Annotated in this window: 11 protein-coding genes; 9 read left to right on the forward strand and 2 right to left on the reverse strand. The window is 50.1% G+C overall.

The features are described 5' to 3' along the window. The first annotated feature begins 1 nt into the window (after position 1). The 5 genes from DXD78_RS18050 to DXD78_RS18070 all read left to right on the forward strand — a co-directional run bounded on the left by DXD78_RS18050 (position 2) and on the right by DXD78_RS18070 (position 7,434). Positions 2–3,172, forward strand: a complete 3,171-nt coding sequence (locus DXD78_RS18050) for an efflux RND transporter permease subunit (protein ID WP_009037292.1) — start codon at positions 2–4, stop codon at positions 3,170–3,172. 51 nt (positions 3,173–3,223) lie between these two features. After that, complete coding sequence (locus DXD78_RS18055) at positions 3,224–3,517, forward strand: PG0541 family transporter-associated protein (protein WP_005825638.1); 294 nt, start codon at positions 3,224–3,226, stop codon at positions 3,515–3,517. A 123-nt stretch (positions 3,518–3,640) separates the two neighbouring features. Then, positions 3,641–5,020 carry an SGNH/GDSL hydrolase family protein gene (locus tag DXD78_RS18060; RefSeq protein WP_009037291.1) on the forward strand — a complete coding sequence of 460 codons (1,380 nt, stop codon included), beginning with the start codon at positions 3,641–3,643 and terminating at the stop codon, positions 5,018–5,020. Continuing rightward, complete coding sequence (locus DXD78_RS18065) at positions 4,983–5,939, forward strand: SGNH/GDSL hydrolase family protein (RefSeq protein WP_034529107.1); 957 nt, start codon at positions 4,983–4,985, stop codon at positions 5,937–5,939. Before DXD78_RS18060 ends, DXD78_RS18065 begins: the two co-directional genes overlap by 38 nt. Continuing rightward, the gene (locus DXD78_RS18070; protein ID WP_005825628.1) at positions 5,926–7,434 is read left to right on the forward strand and encodes an MBOAT family protein; all 1,509 of its coding nucleotides are present in this window, start codon (positions 5,926–5,928) and stop codon (positions 7,432–7,434) included. The genes DXD78_RS18065 and DXD78_RS18070 overlap by 14 nt, the downstream gene beginning before the upstream one ends. Here the strand turns inward: DXD78_RS18070 and DXD78_RS18075 are convergent, their stop codons facing one another. Both DXD78_RS18075 and DXD78_RS18080 read right to left on the reverse strand, forming a co-directional pair. Continuing rightward, complete coding sequence (locus tag DXD78_RS18075) at positions 7,435–9,102, reverse strand: beta-N-acetylhexosaminidase (protein ID WP_009037289.1); 1,668 nt, start codon at positions 9,100–9,102, stop codon at positions 7,435–7,437. A 90-nt stretch (positions 9,103–9,192) separates the two neighbouring features. Continuing rightward, on the reverse strand, positions 9,193–10,029 hold the full coding sequence (locus DXD78_RS18080) for an AraC family transcriptional regulator (protein ID WP_009037288.1): 837 nt from the start codon (positions 10,027–10,029) through the stop codon (positions 9,193–9,195). A 190-nt stretch (positions 10,030–10,219) separates the two neighbouring features. Between DXD78_RS18080 and DXD78_RS18090 the strand changes: the two genes are divergently transcribed. The 4 genes from DXD78_RS18090 (at position 10,220) to DXD78_RS18105 (ending at position 16,885) form a co-directional block, all read left to right on the forward strand. After that, positions 10,220–11,335 (forward strand): efflux RND transporter periplasmic adaptor subunit, encoded by a 1,116-nt coding sequence (locus tag DXD78_RS18090; RefSeq protein ID WP_005825620.1) that lies wholly within the window; start codon positions 10,220–10,222, stop codon positions 11,333–11,335. Between the two features lie 20 nt (positions 11,336–11,355). Continuing rightward, a complete protein-coding gene (locus DXD78_RS18095; RefSeq protein ID WP_005825618.1) occupies positions 11,356–14,547 on the forward strand; it encodes an efflux RND transporter permease subunit in 3,192 nt (1,063 codons plus the stop codon). A 31-nt stretch (positions 14,548–14,578) separates the two neighbouring features. Further along, positions 14,579–15,979, forward strand: a complete 1,401-nt coding sequence (locus tag DXD78_RS18100) for a TolC family protein (protein ID WP_009037287.1) — start codon at positions 14,579–14,581, stop codon at positions 15,977–15,979. A gap of 186 nt (positions 15,980–16,165) precedes the next feature. Further along, positions 16,166–16,885, forward strand: a complete 720-nt coding sequence (locus DXD78_RS18105; RefSeq protein WP_008661817.1) for an SGNH/GDSL hydrolase family protein — start codon at positions 16,166–16,168, stop codon at positions 16,883–16,885. Positions 16,886–16,944 lie beyond the last annotated feature (59 nt).

Below are 16,944 nucleotides of genomic sequence, written 5' to 3' on the forward strand. Positions count from 1 at the left end.
TATGAGTTTATACGAAGGAGCGGTTAAGAAACCGATTATGACCTCGCTCTGCTTCCTGGCAGTGGCTATATTTGGTCTGTTCTCTCTGTCGAAATTGCCGGTAGACCTTTATCCGGACATCGAGACCAACACCATTATGGTGATGACGACCTATCAGGGTGCCAGTGCCTCGGACATCGAGAATAACGTGACCCGTCCGTTGGAAAACGTGCTGAATTCGGTCAGCAACTTGAAGCATATCACTTCCCGTTCGTCGGAGAATATTTCCGTGATTACGCTGGAGTTTGAGTATGGATATGACATAGACGTGCTGACGAACGACGTGCGTGATAAACTGGACATGGTGAGCTCCATGCTGCCCGATGAGGTCGAAACTCCCATCATCTTCAAGTTCAGTACGGACATGATTCCTATCCTGCTGCTCTCCGTGCAGGCAGAGGAGAGCCAGCCGGCTCTTTACAAAATATTGGATGACAACGTGGCGAATCCCTTGGCGCGTGTGCCCGGTGTGGGTACGGTGTCCATTTCGGGTGCCCCCAAGCGTGAGGTCAATGTATATTGCGACCCCAATAAACTGGATGCCTACAACCTTTCTGTAGAAACTATCAGCTCTATTATCAGTGCCGAAAACCGGAATACGCCGGGCGGTACGTTCGATGTGGGTAGCAATACCTATTCGCTGCGTGTGGAAGGTGAGTTCAAGGATCCCAAAGAGATGGAGAACATCGTGGTAGGTACGCACAACGGTGCTTCCGTCTATCTGCGCGATGTGGCAAAAGTTGTGGACTCTGTGGAGGAACGTGCACAGAAGACGTATAGCAACGGTGTGCAGGGCGCTATGATTGTGGTGCAGAAACAATCGGGTGCCAATTCTGTAGCTATTTCGCAGAAGGTAATTGATATGTTGCCGCAGTTGCAGAAGTCACTGCCGAGCGATGTGAAGCTGGGGATCATTGTCAATACTTCCGATAACATCTTGAATACAATAGACAGCTTGGAGGAAACCATTATGTACGCTATGCTGTTCGTTATCTTGGTGGTGTTCGTTTTTTTGGGGCGTTGGCGTGCCACGGTCATTATTTGTATCACCATACCGATGTCACTGGTTGCCTCGTTCATCTATCTGGGTATCATCGACGGCGGTTCACTGAATATCATCTCGCTCTCTTGTCTCTCTATTGCTATTGGTAACGTGGTGGACGACGCCATTGTGGTACTCGAGAATGTAACGACCCATATTGAACGGGGTTCCGAACCGAAGCAGGCAGCGATACATGCCACGAACGAGGTGGCCATCTCCGTAATTGCATCTACGCTGACTATGATTGCGGTATTCTTCCCATTGACGATGGTAAGTGGTATGTCCGGTGTGTTATTCCGTCAGTTGGGATGGATGATGTGTGTGATTATGACGGTTTCCACAGTTTCAGCCTTGTCATTCACCCCGATGATGTGTGCGCAGCTTCTGCGTTTGCAGAAAAAGCAGAGTAAGATGTTCGTTACGCTCTATACGCCGATTCAGCGTGCGCTGGACGGTCTTGACGTGTGGTATCAGAACCGGTTGAACTGGGCTGTGCGCCATCGCTTGACGGTTATGATAGGCTGTGCCGCATTCTTTGTGGCAAGTCTGTTCTGTGCCAAGTACATTGGTACCGAGTTCTTCCCGGCAGCAGACAATAGCCGCATCGGTATCAACCTTCAGTTGCCCATCGGGGCCCGTGTGGAGCGTGCGGAAGCGTTGGCTTCGGAACTGACAAACAAGTGGATGACGCGCTACGGAGATATGATGAAAGTTTGCAACTACACTGTGGGGCAGGCGGACTCTGACAATACGTTTGCTTCCATGCAGGACAACGGTAGTCATATCATTAGTTTCAATATCAGTCTGGTGAGTCCGGGAGACCGTGACGTGACACTGGAAACCGTTTGCGACGAAATGCGTGAGGACTTGAAGGGGTATCCTGAATTGGACAAGGCGCAGGTTATTCTGGGCGGTAGCACAGGCGGCATGAGCGCCCAGGCAAGTGCCGACTTTGAGGTTTATGGTTACGACTTCACCGCTACGGACAAAGTGTCAGCCGAACTGAAAGAGAAATTGTTGCAGGTGAAAGGTGTGAGTGAAGTGAACATCAGCCGTCAGGATTATCAGCCCGAATATCAGGTGGACTTTGACCGTGAGAAGCTGGCATTGCATGGCTTGAATCTTTCTACTGCCTCCAACTATCTGCGTAATCGTGTAAATGGTGCTTTGGCATCTTATTATCGCGAAGATGGTGACGAGTACGACATCCGTGTGCGTTACGCTCCCGAATTCCGTACAAAGATTGAAGATTTGGAGAACATCCTTATTTATACGCCTTCCGGTGAGGGTATTCGCGTGAAAGACCTCGGCAAAGTAGTCGAGCGTTCTGCTCCTCCTACCATCGAACGTAAAGACCGTGAGCGTATTGTTACTGTATCTGCGGTTATTTCGGGAGCACCTTTGGGCGATGTGGTGGCCGATGGTAATGCTATAATTGATAAGATGGACTTACCAAGTGGTGCTTCTATCCAGATTTCGGGTTCGTATGAGGACCAACAGGATTCATTCTCCGACTTGGGAACGCTGGCTGTATTGATTGTTATTCTCGTATTCATTGTGATGGCAGCTCAGTTTGAGTCTTTGAGCTATCCGTTCATCATCATGTTTTCCATTCCATTTGCATTCAGCGGTGTGTTGATGGCATTATTCTTTACGGGAACCAATTTGAATGTGATGTCGCTTTTGGGTGGAATCATGTTGATTGGTATTGTGGTGAAGAACGGTATCGTACTCATCGACTACATCACGCTTTGCCGCGAACGTGGTCAAGCGGTGCTTCACTCTGTAGTCACGGCAGGCCGCAGCCGTTTGCGTCCGGTATTGATGACTACGCTGACCACTATCCTCGGTATGGTGCCGATGGCTGTAGGGCAGGGTGAAGGTGCCGAGATGTGGCGTCCGTTGGGTGTTGCCGTAATTGGCGGTCTGACGGTATCTACCATTCTGACATTGATTCTTGTCCCCGTACTCTATTGCTCGTTTGCAGGTGTTGGTATCCGCCGCACGCGTAAGAAGATTAAGAAAGACCGTGAGCTGAATGATTATTACCAGTTGCATAAGGAGAAGATGACGAAACCACGTAAACAATGATTAATCATTATCCGTTAATCATTAAACATTAATCACTAAACATTATATAGCGTGAAATCAGTATTTATAACATTCGACCAAGCGTTCTTTGAACGTATCATGGCATTGCTTGACCGCCACAACTGCCGCGGCTTCAGCTATTGGCAGCAAGTACAGGGGCGTGGCAGTAAGACGGGGGAACCGCACTATGGCAGCCATGCCTGGCCCAGTATGTGTTCCGCCATCATCACTATCATAGATGAGGCTAAGGTGGCTCCGTTGCTCGAAGCGCTCCACCGGATGGACAAGGAGACCGAGCAACTCGGACTCCGTGCTTTTGTTTGGAATATCGAACAGACCATTTAATCGGGTCTGCTCTGTCTATAACCGTTATCCCCGGAGAAAAAATCTTGTTTCTTTGGGGATAATTCTTTTTTGTCCGGAGAGATTTTTTCAACCTATATCTATATCTTTGCGGCCACATTAGGTATGGAAAAGAATTCATTGAAATATACGGGTCTGTTGGCGTTTATCGTATGGGGTGCATTGTTGCTGATGCATCTGTTGCCAAGTATTACGATGGGTGGCCGTGTGCTGAGGCGTGTGGATATCTTGGGGGACGTGCGTCGTCCTTCCAAGCCGGTGAGTGAGCCGGACAGCCTGCTGCCTCCGCCCCCGAAGGTGAAGCCCGCCTTTGTGGACACCTGCCGTGCGGGCATGACGTGCATTGAAGATTACAGCGATTCTACCATGCGTGGCATGACGCGGTTCTATCAGGCGCTCGACGAGCTTGCCAAAGCACCCCGTCCGGTTCGTATCGCCTACTTCGGCGACTCCTTTATCGAAGCGGATATTCTGACGGCTGATTTACGCGAGATGCTTCAGCAGAAATATGGCGGTTGCGGAGTAGGTTTTGTCACCATTACGTCCATGACCAGTGGCTTCCGTCCTACAGTGCGTCATTCCTTCAGCGGATGGCAGAGTCATTCTGTCATGGACTCCGTGTTCTTTGACCGTAGCAAGCTGGGAGTCTCCGGACATTACTTTATTCCGAATACCGGTGCTTATGTGGAACTGCGGGGGCAGAAGAACTATGCCTCCCGTCTGGATACTTGCCAGCGTGCCAGTATTTTTTTCTATAACCGTGGCACAACCACCCTTTCTGTCCGCGTCAATCGTGGCGAAGCAACTACCGAGACTTTTGAGCCGATTGATGATTTGCAGGAGATGACGGTAGAGGGAAATATCGGTTCTGTCCGTTGGACGGTGGAAAGTGCGGACTCCACCTTGTTTTATGGCCTTGCCATGGACGGTACTTCCGGCATTGTGCTGGATAACTTCTCACTGCGTGGCAGCTCCGGCCTCTCCCTCCGTTCTGTTCCCGTGTGGATGATGCGCGAGTTCAACGAGCAGCGACCCTACGACCTGATAATCCTGCAATACGGCTTGAATGTGGCCACCGAGCGCGGACGCAATTACGATAGGTACATTGCAGGTATGCAGACAACGGTGGAACATCTCAAGGAAGCCTTTCCGCAAGCTGCCATCCTTGTGGTCAGCGTGGGCGACCGTGACTATAAGACCGAAGAAGGGGAGCTGCGTACCATGCCCGGTATCAAGAATCTGGTTCGTTATCAACAGAATTTGGCGGCGGATGAGGCTGTCGCTTTCTGGAACATGTTCGAGGCTATGGGTGGGGAAGGCAGTATGGCAGAGATGGTGCATGCCAAGCCGTCACTGGCCAATTATGATTATACGCACATCAACTTCCGTGGTGGAAAGTATCTTGCGGGATTGCTTTATGAGTCTTTGATTTATGGTAAGGAACAGTATGACAGAAGGAGGGCCTACTATGAAGAGGAGCCATAAGGAGGATTCACGATTGTACGATTTACGATGTACGATTTGCTGCGCGGTGCTGGTGCTGATTGCGGCGATAGGGCCGCTCCATGCACAAGATGTATTGCCGGGCAGCCTTTCGTGTCATGTCGGCGGAACGGATTGTGATACTCTCTGCCTCTATTCCCAACGTACGGATACGGTGTCTGTCCCTTTGATAACTTTTCCCGCCGCATTCCGGCAAATGAAGGAGAATGTACTTACCGACAGTCTGGGTATTCTTAATCCTTTCTGGGAGAAGTTGCGTCTGTCTCGGCTGGGCGCTTCCGCTGATACGCTTCGCATCGTACATGTGGGCGACAGCCATATACGCGGCCATATCTTCCCCCGTACCACCGGTGCGTTGATGCAGGACACTTTCGGGGCAGTCTCTTATACCGATGTAGGTATCAACGGTGCATTTTGTACTACTTTCACCCGTCTGGACCGTATTGCTGATATTGCGGCTCTGCATCCCGACCTGCTTATTCTTTCCTTCGGGACGAACGAAAGCCATAACCGCCGTTACAATACAATGCTGCACTATCGCCAGATGGACGACCTTGTACGCATGCTTCGCGAGAAACTGCCGAATGTACCGATGTTGATGACCACTCCTCCGGGCTCTTACGAGAGTTTCCGGCAGCGTCGCCGTCGTCGAACCTATAAGATTAATCCGCGTACTGCCGTTGCCGTGCAGACTATCCGCTGCTATGCCGATGAAAACGGATTGGCGGTATGGGACATGTACGAAATACTTGGCGGTACCCACCGTGCCTGCCTCAACTGGCAGGAAGCCGGATTGATGCGTCCGGACCATGTACACTATTTGCCGGACGGTTACCGCCTGCAAGGCGAGCTGTTCTACCAGGCCTTGTTAAAAGCTTATAACGATTATGTGGAATATTGACGAATTTTTATCCGGATTGAATATAGACTTGGACCGTTTGCGCGATGTCTTCACTTATGACCCGCAAGCCCCGATGATATTCAGCAGTGGTATTTTCCTCTGGCTGTTTGTCGCTTTTATATTGGTTTATCTGTTGTTGCAACGCCGGACGACGGCGCGTTTGCTGTTTGTCACCTTGTTTTCCTATTACTTCTATTATAAAAGTAGTGGCACTTATTTCTTCCTGCTTGGACTGGTGACGGTCTGTGACTTTTTCATTGCACGCTTGATGGCACGCGAGGCTATTCCCTGGCTACGTAAGGCATGGGTTGTGTTGAGTCTGTTCATCAATTTGGGATTGTTGTGTTACTTCAAGTACACCAATTTTCTGGGCGAAACTTTTGCCTCGCTGACGGGAGGCACGTTCACGACAATGGATATTTTCCTTCCGGTGGGCATCTCTTTTTTCACTTTTCAGTCGTTGAGCTATACGATAGATGTGTACCGTCGCCAGATAACGCCTCTGACCAGTTTGTTGGATTATGCTTTTTATGTTTCTTTCTTTCCCCAGTTGGTGGCGGGTCCTATTGTACGTGCCCGTGATTTCATTCCGCAAATCCGCCGCCCGCTGTTTGTCTCCAATGAGATGTTCGGACGTGGAATCTTCCTCATCGTGAGTGGGCTCTTCAAGAAAGCGGTTATATCGGACTATATCAGCGTTAACTTTGTAGAGCGTATTTTTGATAATCCTACTCTTTATTCGGGGGTGGAGAATCTGATAGGTGTTTATGGCTATGCCTTGCAGATTTATTGCGACTTCTCCGGTTACAGTGATATGGCTATCGGCATTGCCTTGTTGCTGGGCTTCCATTTCAATATCAATTTCGATTCCCCTTATAAGTCCGCTTCCATTACGGAATTTTGGAGGCGGTGGCATATTTCGCTTTCCAGCTGGTTGCGCGATTACCTTTATATTTCTTTGGGAGGCAACCGGAAGGGGAAAATCCGCCAATATGCCAATCTCATCATTACCATGTTCCTGGGCGGCTTGTGGCATGGCGCTTCGTGGAATTTTGTACTTTGGGGAATGATGCATGGCGTTGCGCTTGCAGCCCATAAGTTCTGGATGACGCTTACCGGGCGTAAGAAGGGGACGGAGAGCCATGGCATCCACCGCTTCTTCGGAGTGCTTGTCACTTTCCATTTTGTTTGTTTCTGCTGGATATTCTTCCGTAATGCGGAGTTCTCCACATCAATGGATATGCTGAAGCAGATATTCACTACTTTCCGTCCGCAACTCTTCCCGCAGCTGGTAGAGGGTTATTGGGAAGTGTTTGCACTGATGGCATTGGGCTATCTGCTGCATTTTGTGCCCGACAGTTGGGAACGTGCTTGCACAAAAACAGTAATCCGCCTCCCCTTGTTGGGAAAGGCGGTACTGATGCTTGCTGTAATCTATCTGGTCATTCAGATGAAAAGTTCGGAGATACAACCGTTTATCTATTTCCAGTTCTGATTACTTCTTCTCGGTCGCTGTGGAGTCTGCCTGCTGTCGGAAGGGTTCCCGGTAGTTGAGCCCGTCTCTCCGGTAGAGGCCGATGAGTCCGGCCAGTCGGGTAGTGAAGTTTGTATAATCTTTCTTTTCCAGTTGTGTCCATTGTACTTCGGCAAGGGCGGCCATACGGGGGAGAACCATATACTCTACCTGTTCGCTGGTCGGGATGTATTCTGTCCAAAGGTTGGCTTGTGTGCCGAGTATGTGCTTGGCTTGTTCTTCGGTCAGTGAGGCGGTAGGATTCAGACTGTATACTTTCTCCAATGGGACAAAGCCTCCGATGGCAAATGGTTCGTGCCGGGTATCCTCACTTTGGTAATAATCAAAGTAGCAATAGTCATTGGGTGTCATTATCACGTCGTGCCCCAGTTGGGCCGCCTTGATTCCTCCTGCCGAGCCACGCCATGACATAACAGTTGCGTTGGGGGCGACGTCGCCTTCCAGAATCTCATCCCAGCCGATAATCTGGCGTCCTTTACTATTGAGGAGCTTTTCGATACGTGTCATACAATAGCTCTGCAGACGGTCTTCGGCAGTATGGTTCTTGTCGGCTTTCAATTTTTCGGTTCTGATACGTGCCTGGCATTTGGGACACTTTTCCCAACGGGTGCGGGGAGCTTCGTCACCGCCGATGTGGATGTATTTGGAAGGGAATATGTCAATGATTTCGGCCATGACATCTTCGAGGAACTGCATGGACTTTTCGTTGCCGATGCACAGCACATCTTCGAATACGCCCCAACGTGGGCACACTTCATACGGTCCACCGGTACATCCCATTTCGGGATAGGCGGCCAGTGCGGCAAGCATGTGTCCGGGCAGGTCTACTTCGGGGATGACCGTGATATAGCGCTCCCCGGCATATTTTACGATTTCTTTGGCTTGCTCCTGCGTATAGAAACCGCCATACCGGGTGTTGTCATACTCTTCGGTGTTCCGGCCGATAACGGTACGGTCGCGCCAGGCGCCGATTTCCGTCAGCTTGGGATACTTCTTTATTTCTATTCTCCAGCCTTGGTCTTCGGTGAGGTGCCAGTGGAAGGTATTCATATTGTGAAGTGCTAGCAAGTCTATGTATTTCTTTACGAACTCAATGGGAAAGAAGTGGCGGCCCACATCGAGGTGCATGCCTCGGTAGCTGAAGCGGGGTTCATCCTGGATGCTGCCGGCAGGCAATAGGATAGAGGTGGCTTTGGTTTCGGCGGGGATTGATTTACGCAGGGTTTGTATACCGTAGAACACTCCATTCTCGGTCTGTCCGTTTAGGGTCACCCGGTCGGCTTTGACGGTCAGCACATAGCCTTCCCGGTTGCCGATAGCCGGATCCAGTCCCAATGTGATGGCGCCTTTGGGCGCTTCGCTCCCCGGGGCAAGGGCTTCTGTCTGGAGGGTGCGGCCGGTGGACTGGCTGATGTATTCGGCCAAAAACTCGGCATTGCGTTTCAAAAGTTCATTGTGTTCGGGGTAGGCGATGATGGTACCGTCATTCAGGTTGAAGGGGGATTCCTGACTCAAGGCAACCTCCTGGGGCAGGGGAATGACTTGATAGTTGGCTGTTGTTTCTACTCCGCATGAAGAGCAGGCCAGGATGAGAGTGCCTGCAAGGAGCATGTGTGTAAGTTTTCTCATGGTATTGAACTGATTAAATTAGTGTCTGACAAATATACTAAAAAAATACTAAAGAGGCAGAGGAGAAGGGGATAAATGCATGCTCATACCTCAGTTCTTCTTTGCTCTGTACTCCTTGGGTGACATTCCCGTGTGTTTCTTGAAATATCGTCCGAAGAAAGACTGGTCGGGAAAATGATATTTGTCGGCAATCTCTTTCAGTGACATGCCGGTGGATTGCAGTGCCATTTTCAGTTCCAATATCAGGTTTTCGTCAATGATTTCTTTGGCAGAATCTTCTGCCACTTGTTTGGTGATGGCAGATAGGTAGCGGGTCGAAATGCAGAGTTGGTCAGCATAAAAAGCGACATCCCGCTGGGTAGTACAGTACGTATGTACCAGATTTATGAACTTTTTGAACAATTCTTCTTTCCGGTTACTGCCATTGATTTGCTCTTCCGTAAAGTAACGTTGAACCTTGTCGTAGGTGTCGAGAAAGAAAATTTGCAGCAGGTTTTGTGCAATGGCTTCGCGATACAGATTTTCAGAATCGCGGTAGATGGCATTGCTTGCCGTGATGAGTCCTGTGATAGCACGAACCGGTTCGTCTTCGGTATGCGTATAGCATGCATTCTCCTTTATAAAATGTATGAAGGGCGGCTCTAAACGGAAGCATGCCGTCTTGAACATTGTCTCGGAATAGGCAAAGAAGTCCACCAGGAAATCTTTACTCGCACTTGTCAGTGAAATAATGGAACTTGGAAGCAGCGTAATGTGCGTATTGGGTACAATATGATATTTTCTTAAATCTATTGTGATATTTGCTTCTCCACGGGTGCAGAACATCAGTGCTCCATTGTTCATTTTCAGAAGACGTTCCCGGAAGAATTCCAGCTTGTCTGTTCCGGCTCTGAACGTTTCTTGTTTGGTAGTCAGTAATGGGTTCATATGTTAGATTGCTTATGATTTGCGGTTACAAAGGTACGAGTTCTTTTTGGATTGTTAAATGGCATGTTCCGAAAATGAACAGTCGTGTACCTTCAATGAAACAAATGGTTGTTCAAAAACGGCATACCTTTGCTGCCGGCTTAAAAAATGAAAGAGAAAGCCGACGTATTATTTTTTTAAGATAAAAAGTATGATAACAAAAAAGAGTATGATGAAACAGATGATGACCGTCATCTGTAGTGCAACACTGGCAGCCTGCGGCAGCGCGCCTGTCGTGCAACCCCAGTCGGAATATCAGGTGATGACTATTTCGACTACCGACAAAGAACTGCAGACAATTTATTCCGCAGCCATCCGCGGACGGCAGGACATTGACATCTATCCGCAGGTGTCCGGTACACTCACCAAACTTTGTGTGGAGGAAGGACAGACCGTGCGTCGGGGGCAAGTCTTGTTTATTATCGACCAGGTGCCCTATCTGGCAGCCTTGCGCACAGCAGAAGCCAATGTGGAAGCTGCCCGTGCCGGCGTGGCCACTTCGCAACTGACATATGACAGCAAGAAGGAGCTTTATGCCCAGAAGGTGATTTCCGAGTTTGACTTAAAGACTTCCTACAACAGCCTGCTGACAGCGAAAGCCCAGTTGGCCCAAGCCGAGGCGCAGCAGGTGAATGCCGCCAATAACCTCTCTTATACAGAAGTGAAGAGTCCGGCAGATGGAATGGTAGGTACGCTCCCTTATAGGGTGGGGACGTTGGTCAGCGCCAGTTTGCCCAAACCACTGACGACCGTATCCGATAATTCTAATATGTATGTCTATTTCTCCATGACAGAGAATCAGTTGCTTGACCTCACCCGCCGCTACGGCTCCAAGGATAAGGCGCTGGCAGAGATGGACTCTATCGAATTACAGCTCAATGACCGTTCTGTCTATCCGCAAGAAGGTAAGATAGAAACTATCAGTGGTGTAATTGATACCTCTACGGGTACAGTCAGTCTGCGTGCCGTGTTCCCCAATAAAGAGGGATTGCTGACCAGTGGCGGTTCGGGCAACGTCATCATCCCGGTACGGAAAGAGAACTGCATCGTTGTTCCCCAGAGTGCCACTTACGAAGTACAGGACAAGGTCTATGTATATAAGGTAGTTGACGGCAAGGCGCAATCAGTTCCCGTGCAAGTGACCCGTGTGAATGGAGGTCAGGAATATATCGTAGAGAGTGGCTTGAAAGTGGGGGACACAATTGTGGCCGAAGGCGTGGGTTTGCTGCGTGAAGGTACCTCCGTCCAACCCAAAACGAATGAATGATAATTTTTAACCGATAGAATATGAACCTCAGAACTTTTATAGAACGCCCCGTTTTTTCGGCAGTCATCTCCATTACGATTGTCATTCTGGGCATCATCGGATTGTTCACCTTGCCCGTTGAGCAATATCCCGACATTGCGCCGCCCACCATCATGGTGAGCACCACTTACTATGGTGCCAGTGCGGAAACCCTTCAGAAAAGTGTTATCGCTCCGTTGGAAGAGGCCATCAACGGTGTGGAGGACATGACTTACATGACTTCTACCGCCAGCAATGCAGGGTCGGTTTCCATTACTGTTTACTTCAAGCAGGGTACAGACCCGGACATGGCGGCGGTCAATGTGCAGAACCGTGTGTCCAAAGCTACGGGGCAGCTTCCTGCCGAAGTAACCCAGGTGGGTGTCACCACCAGCAAGCGGCAGACCAGTATCTTACAGATGTTCTCTTTATATAGCCCTGATGACAGCTATGACGAGAACTTTCTTGCCAACTATATCAGTATCAATCTGAAGCCGCAGATTCTCCGTATCTCCGGTGTGGGCGATATGATGATTATGGGTGGTGACTACAGCATGCGTATCTGGATGAAACCGGATGTCATGGCGCAGTACAAGCTGATACCTTCGGATGTGACGGCTGTGCTGGCAGAGCAGAATATCGAATCGGCCACCGGGTCGTTTGGTGAGAACTCGGATGAGACGTATCAATATACCATGAAATATACGGGACGCCTCATTACTCCTGAGGAGTTCGGCGACATCGTCATCCGTTCTACCGAAGACGGCGAGGTGCTGAAACTGAAGGACATCGCCGATATAGAGCTGGGTAAGGACAGTTATGCCTACAAAGGTACCATGGATGGACATCCCGGTATCTCCTGCATGGTGTTCCAGACCGCGGGCTCCAATGCCACGGAAGTGAACCGGCAGATTGACCGGCTCCTTGAAGAAGCACGCAAGGACTTGCCGAAAGGCGTGGAGCTTACCCAGATGATGTCCAGCAACGATTTCCTCTTCGCCTCTATCCACGAAGTGGTGAAAACGCTGATTGAGGCTATTATCCTGGTTATCCTGGTGGTTTATGTCTTTTTGCAAGACATCCGCTCTACGCTGATTCCGCTGGTAGGTATCGTTGTTTCACTGATTGGTACGTTTGCTTTCATGTCCGTTGCCGGATTCAGTATCAATCTGATTACGCTGTTTGCGCTGGTATTGGTGATTGGTACGGTGGTGGATGACGCCATTGTCGTGGTGGAGGCGGTGCAGGCACGGTTTGATGTGGGCTATAAGTCCTCCTACATGGCAAGTATCGATGCGATGAAGGGCATCAGCAACGCGGTTATCACTTCTTCACTGGTGTTTATGGCGGTGTTTATTCCGGTATCGTTCATGGGAGGGACTTCCGGTACGTTCTATACCCAGTTTGGGCTGACGATGGCGGTGGCCGTTGGCATTTCGGCGATTAATGCGTTGACACTCAGTCCCGCACTTTGTGCCTTGCTGCTGAAGCCTTATATCAATGAGGACGGAACGGAGAAGAATAATTTTGCTTCGCGCTTCCGCAAGGCATTCAACACGGCTTTCGAGGCGGTGGTCGAGAAGTATAAGAAGATAGTGCTGCTGTTCATCAAGCGCCGCTGGCTGGGTTGGTCGTTGCTGGCACTTTCGGTAGTGCTGCTGGTATTCCTGATGAATACCACCAAGACCGGACTGGTGCCCGACGAGGACCAAGGAACGTTGTTTGTCAACGTTAGCACCGCTCCGGGTAGCTCGCTCAAGACGACAAATGACATTATAGACCGCGTGGAGAAGCGTCTGGAAGACCTTCCTCAGAAATTGCACTTGCAGAAAGTTGCCGGTTATGGTCTGCTGTCCGGGCAGGGAAATTCTTTCGGTATGATTATCGTGAAGCTGAAACCTTGGGACGAGCGTACGGCAAAGGAAGACCAGGTGCAGGCAGTCGTCAACCAGATATACGCTCGCACGGCGGATATTAAGGATGCTACAGTCTTTGCCATTGCTCCGGGTATGATTCCGGGCTATGGTATGGGTAATGCGCTGGACTTGAATGTGCAGGACAAGCAGGGAGGGGATATGAACACCTTCTTCCAGACCACCCAGCAGTATCTGGCGGCACTGAACCAGCGTCCGGAAATTTCGATGGCATACTCCACGTTCGATGTACGCTATCCGCAGTGGACCGTCGAGGTGGATGCTTCCAAGTGCAAACGTGCCGGGATTACTCCCGACCAGGTGTTGTCCACACTGTCGGGCTATTATGGCGGGCAATATGTCTCCAACTTCAACCGTTTCTCCAAAGTTTACAAGGTAATGATTCAGGCCGACCCGAAGTTCCGTTTGGATGAGGCTTCACTGAACAATGCCTTTGTGCGCATGTCCAACGGTGAGATGGCTCCGTTGAGCCAGTTCGTTACGCTGACCCGTTCCTACGGTGCCGAGTCCTTGAGCCGCTTCAACATGTTCAACTCCATTGCCGTGAATGCCATGCCTGCTGAGGGATACAGTACCGGTGACGCCATCCGTGCCGTACAAGAAACGGCGGAGATAGCCTTGCCGAAGGGATATGGCTATGACTTTGGTGGCATCACCCGCGAGGAAAGCCAGCAGAGTGGTACTACAGTCATCATCTTCGGTATCTGTATCTTGATGATTTACTTGATTCTGAGTGCGCTTTACGAGAGCTTTCTGATTCCGTTTGCCGTTATCCTGGCCGTTCCTGCGGGCCTGATGGGGTCGTTCCTTTTTGCCAGGATAGCCGGGTTGGAGAATAATATCTATTTGCAGACGGGACTTATCATGCTGATAGGTCTGTTGGCAAAGACTGCTATTCTGTTGACGGAGTATGCCGCCGAGCGCCGTAAAGCGGGAATGGGGCTGATTGCTTCTGCCGTCAGTGCGGCAAAGGCGCGTTTCCGTCCCATCCTGATGACGGTACTGACGATGATTTTCGGCCTTTTCCCCTTGGTGGTTGCCACGGGTGTCGGAGCCAACGGTAACCGTTCATTGGGTACGGGTGTTGTCGGTGGTATGTTCATCGGCACATTGGCGCTGCTGTTCATTGTTCCTGTCTTGTTCATCAGTTTCCAGTGGTTGCAGGAGCGGCTTCGTCCTGCCCAATCCGTCCCGACGAGCGACTGGCAGATTGAGGAAGAGATGAAAGTAAGCCGGAAGGAGATAGAAGAATCACATTAGTACATTATCGCGTAACTAACATAAAAAAATAATGAAGAAACAATTCATATTATTAGCTGTCGCCGGCTTGGTACTGACCAGTTGCGGCATCTATACCAAATACCAGCGCCCGGAGGACATCACGACCGATGGACTTTATGGACACGATTTGGACGGGCAAAGTCTGGATAGCCTGAGTCTGTTTGCGGCATCGGACACTACCTCCATCGCTTCCCTTTCCTGGCGCGAGCTTTTTACGGACCCGCAATTACAGTCGCTCATCGAACAAGCCTTGCAAGGCAACACTGACCTGCTTTCCGCCCAACAACGTATCAAGGAGGCAGAAGCCACGCTGATGTCGGCCAAACTTTCGTACCTGCCTTCGTTTATGCTCACTCCGCAGGGTGGCGTCAGCAGTTTCGACAATTCCAAAGGCTCGTGGACCTATTCCGGCATTGCCTCGGCAAGTTGGGAAGTCGATATTTTTGGTAAGTTGACCAATGCCAAACGCCGTTCCAAAGCGCTCTACCTTCAAAGCTTGGAGTACGAACAAGCCGTCAGCACTTCGCTGATAGCTAATGTGGCCAATCTGTACTACACCTTGCTGATGCTCGACGAGCAATACCGCATTTCCGAAGAAACAGCCGCCAGTTGGCGCGAAAGTGTACGCACCATGCGAGCCATGATGGCTGCAGGTATGACGAACGAGGCGAGTGTCTCGCAATCCGAAGCCAACTGTCGTCAGGTGGAAGCTTCGCTGCTCGACCTCCGGCAGCAGGTAAAGGAAGTGGAGAACAGTCTCTCCATTCTGTTGGGCGATGTTCCGGGCACCATTGAGCGTGGCCGGTTGGCGGGGCAGGAGTTCCCGCAGGAACTTGCGGTGGGCGTACCTCTGCAATTGCTTTCCCGCCGTCCCGATGTGAAAAGTGCCGAACTCTCGCTGGCATCCGCTTTCTACAGCACCAATGCCGCCCGTTCTGCTTTCTACCCCTCCATCACCTTGAGCGGTACAGCTGGCTGGACCAACTCGGCAGGAAGCATGATTGTCAATCCAGGAAAACTACTCTTCTCCGCCATCGGTTCGCTGACACAACCCTTGTTCAACAAAGGGCTGAACGTGGCACAGCTCAAGATAGCCAAAGCACAGCAGGAAGAAGCCAGGCTCGCTTTTCAGCAAGCTTTGCTCAATGCCGGTAGCGAAGTGAACAATGCTCTGACCCAAGTGCAGGTAGCCCGTGGAAAGACGGAGCTCCGCGCAAGGCAGATAACTTCACTGGAAACTACCGTCCGCAGCACCCGGTTACTGATGCAACACGGCACTTCCACCTATTTGGAAGTGCTCACTGCCCAGCAGGGGCTACTCTCTGCCCAACTGACACAGGTAGCCGACCGCTTTGATGAAATACAAGGTATCATCAACCTCTATCAAGCCCTCGGTGGAGGGCGGGAGTAAAATATACTCTTTCTCATCTTCATTCTCTCGCCCCTCTATCAATCCGGCATTTCCTTTTTTTGTGGGAATCCGATGGTAGAGGGGCTTTCATATAAGCGGGCTATGGCAAAAAAACTACGGTTTCTTGCCGTCAAACCGGGACAAACTTTATAACTTTGCGGCATACGACATAAAAATCTATCTATTATGAACTGCAAATCCTTGTTTTTTCTGGTTGTTTTTTCCCTGACCCTTATATCAGGGGTGTTTGCTCAAAAGAAAGTTTCTATTCTTGGCGATTCCTATTCCACTTTTTACGGTCATGTCTCTCCTGCCGCCAATCTCTGCTGGTATGGAGTTCCCGGCGAAAAGAAAGAGAATGATGTGACAAAGGTGGAGGAAACCTGGTGGTACCGTTTCATCCATGAGCACGGCTTTCAGTTGGAACGCAACAATTCCTATTCCGGCTCCACCGTCTGTCATACCGGTTACGAGAAAGCCGATTACTCCGACCGTTCTTTTATCACCCGTATTCACAACCTCGGCACCCCCGACATAATCCTTGTTTTTGGCGGTACCAATGACAGTTGGGCAGGTGCTCCCATTGGCGTATACCAATATGATGGCTGGACGAAAGCCGATTTGTATAGCTTCCGTCCTGCCTTTTGCTATCTGCTTGCATCTCTCAAGCAGCTCTATCCTGCGGCCAGGATTTATAATATTACCAATTCTGAATTATCCGAAGAGGTAACTGATTCCATGGATGAAATTTGCCGGCACTATGGCATCGAGAATATTCGTTTGCACGACATTGATAAACAATGGGGGCATCCTTCTGTGCAAGGAATGCAGAGTATCGATGCTCAGGTTTGGGAGTCTGTCTCCCCGATATTGGAGGCTTCTGTTTCTTTGCCTGCCAAGAACTAAGGACAGTGTCTTATCCTGATATAGGTAGACACATTTACAAACTAATAAATGTGTTACTA

Origin of the sequence: Bacteroides sp. D20 (genome assembly GCF_003436255.1) — a bacterium.
GTDB classification, from domain to species: Bacteria; Bacteroidota; Bacteroidia; order Bacteroidales; family Bacteroidaceae; genus Bacteroides; species Bacteroides uniformis.

Bases quoted from the DNA above. Each gene is read 5' to 3' on its own strand.
- DXD78_RS18080 (WP_009037288.1), bottom strand. From the start codon at position 10,029: ATGAACCCATTACTGACTACCAAACAAGAAACGTTCAGAGCCGGAACA.
- DXD78_RS18065 (WP_034529107.1), top strand. From the start codon at position 4,983: ATGACAGAAGGAGGGCCTACTATGAAGAGGAGCCATAAGGAGGATTCA.
- DXD78_RS18095 (WP_005825618.1), top strand. From the start codon at position 11,356: ATGAACCTCAGAACTTTTATAGAACGCCCCGTTTTTTCGGCAGTCATC.
- DXD78_RS18050 (WP_009037292.1), top strand. From the start codon at position 2: ATGAGTTTATACGAAGGAGCGGTTAAGAAACCGATTATGACCTCGCTC.
- DXD78_RS18060 (WP_009037291.1), top strand. From the start codon at position 3,641: ATGGAAAAGAATTCATTGAAATATACGGGTCTGTTGGCGTTTATCGTA.
- DXD78_RS18105 (WP_008661817.1), top strand. From the start codon at position 16,166: ATGAACTGCAAATCCTTGTTTTTTCTGGTTGTTTTTTCCCTGACCCTT.
- DXD78_RS18100 (WP_009037287.1), top strand. From the start codon at position 14,579: ATGAAGAAACAATTCATATTATTAGCTGTCGCCGGCTTGGTACTGACC.
- DXD78_RS18090 (WP_005825620.1), top strand. From the start codon at position 10,220: ATGATAACAAAAAAGAGTATGATGAAACAGATGATGACCGTCATCTGT.
- DXD78_RS18070 (WP_005825628.1), top strand. From the start codon at position 5,926: ATGTGGAATATTGACGAATTTTTATCCGGATTGAATATAGACTTGGAC.
- DXD78_RS18075 (WP_009037289.1), bottom strand. From the start codon at position 9,102: ATGAGAAAACTTACACACATGCTCCTTGCAGGCACTCTCATCCTGGCC.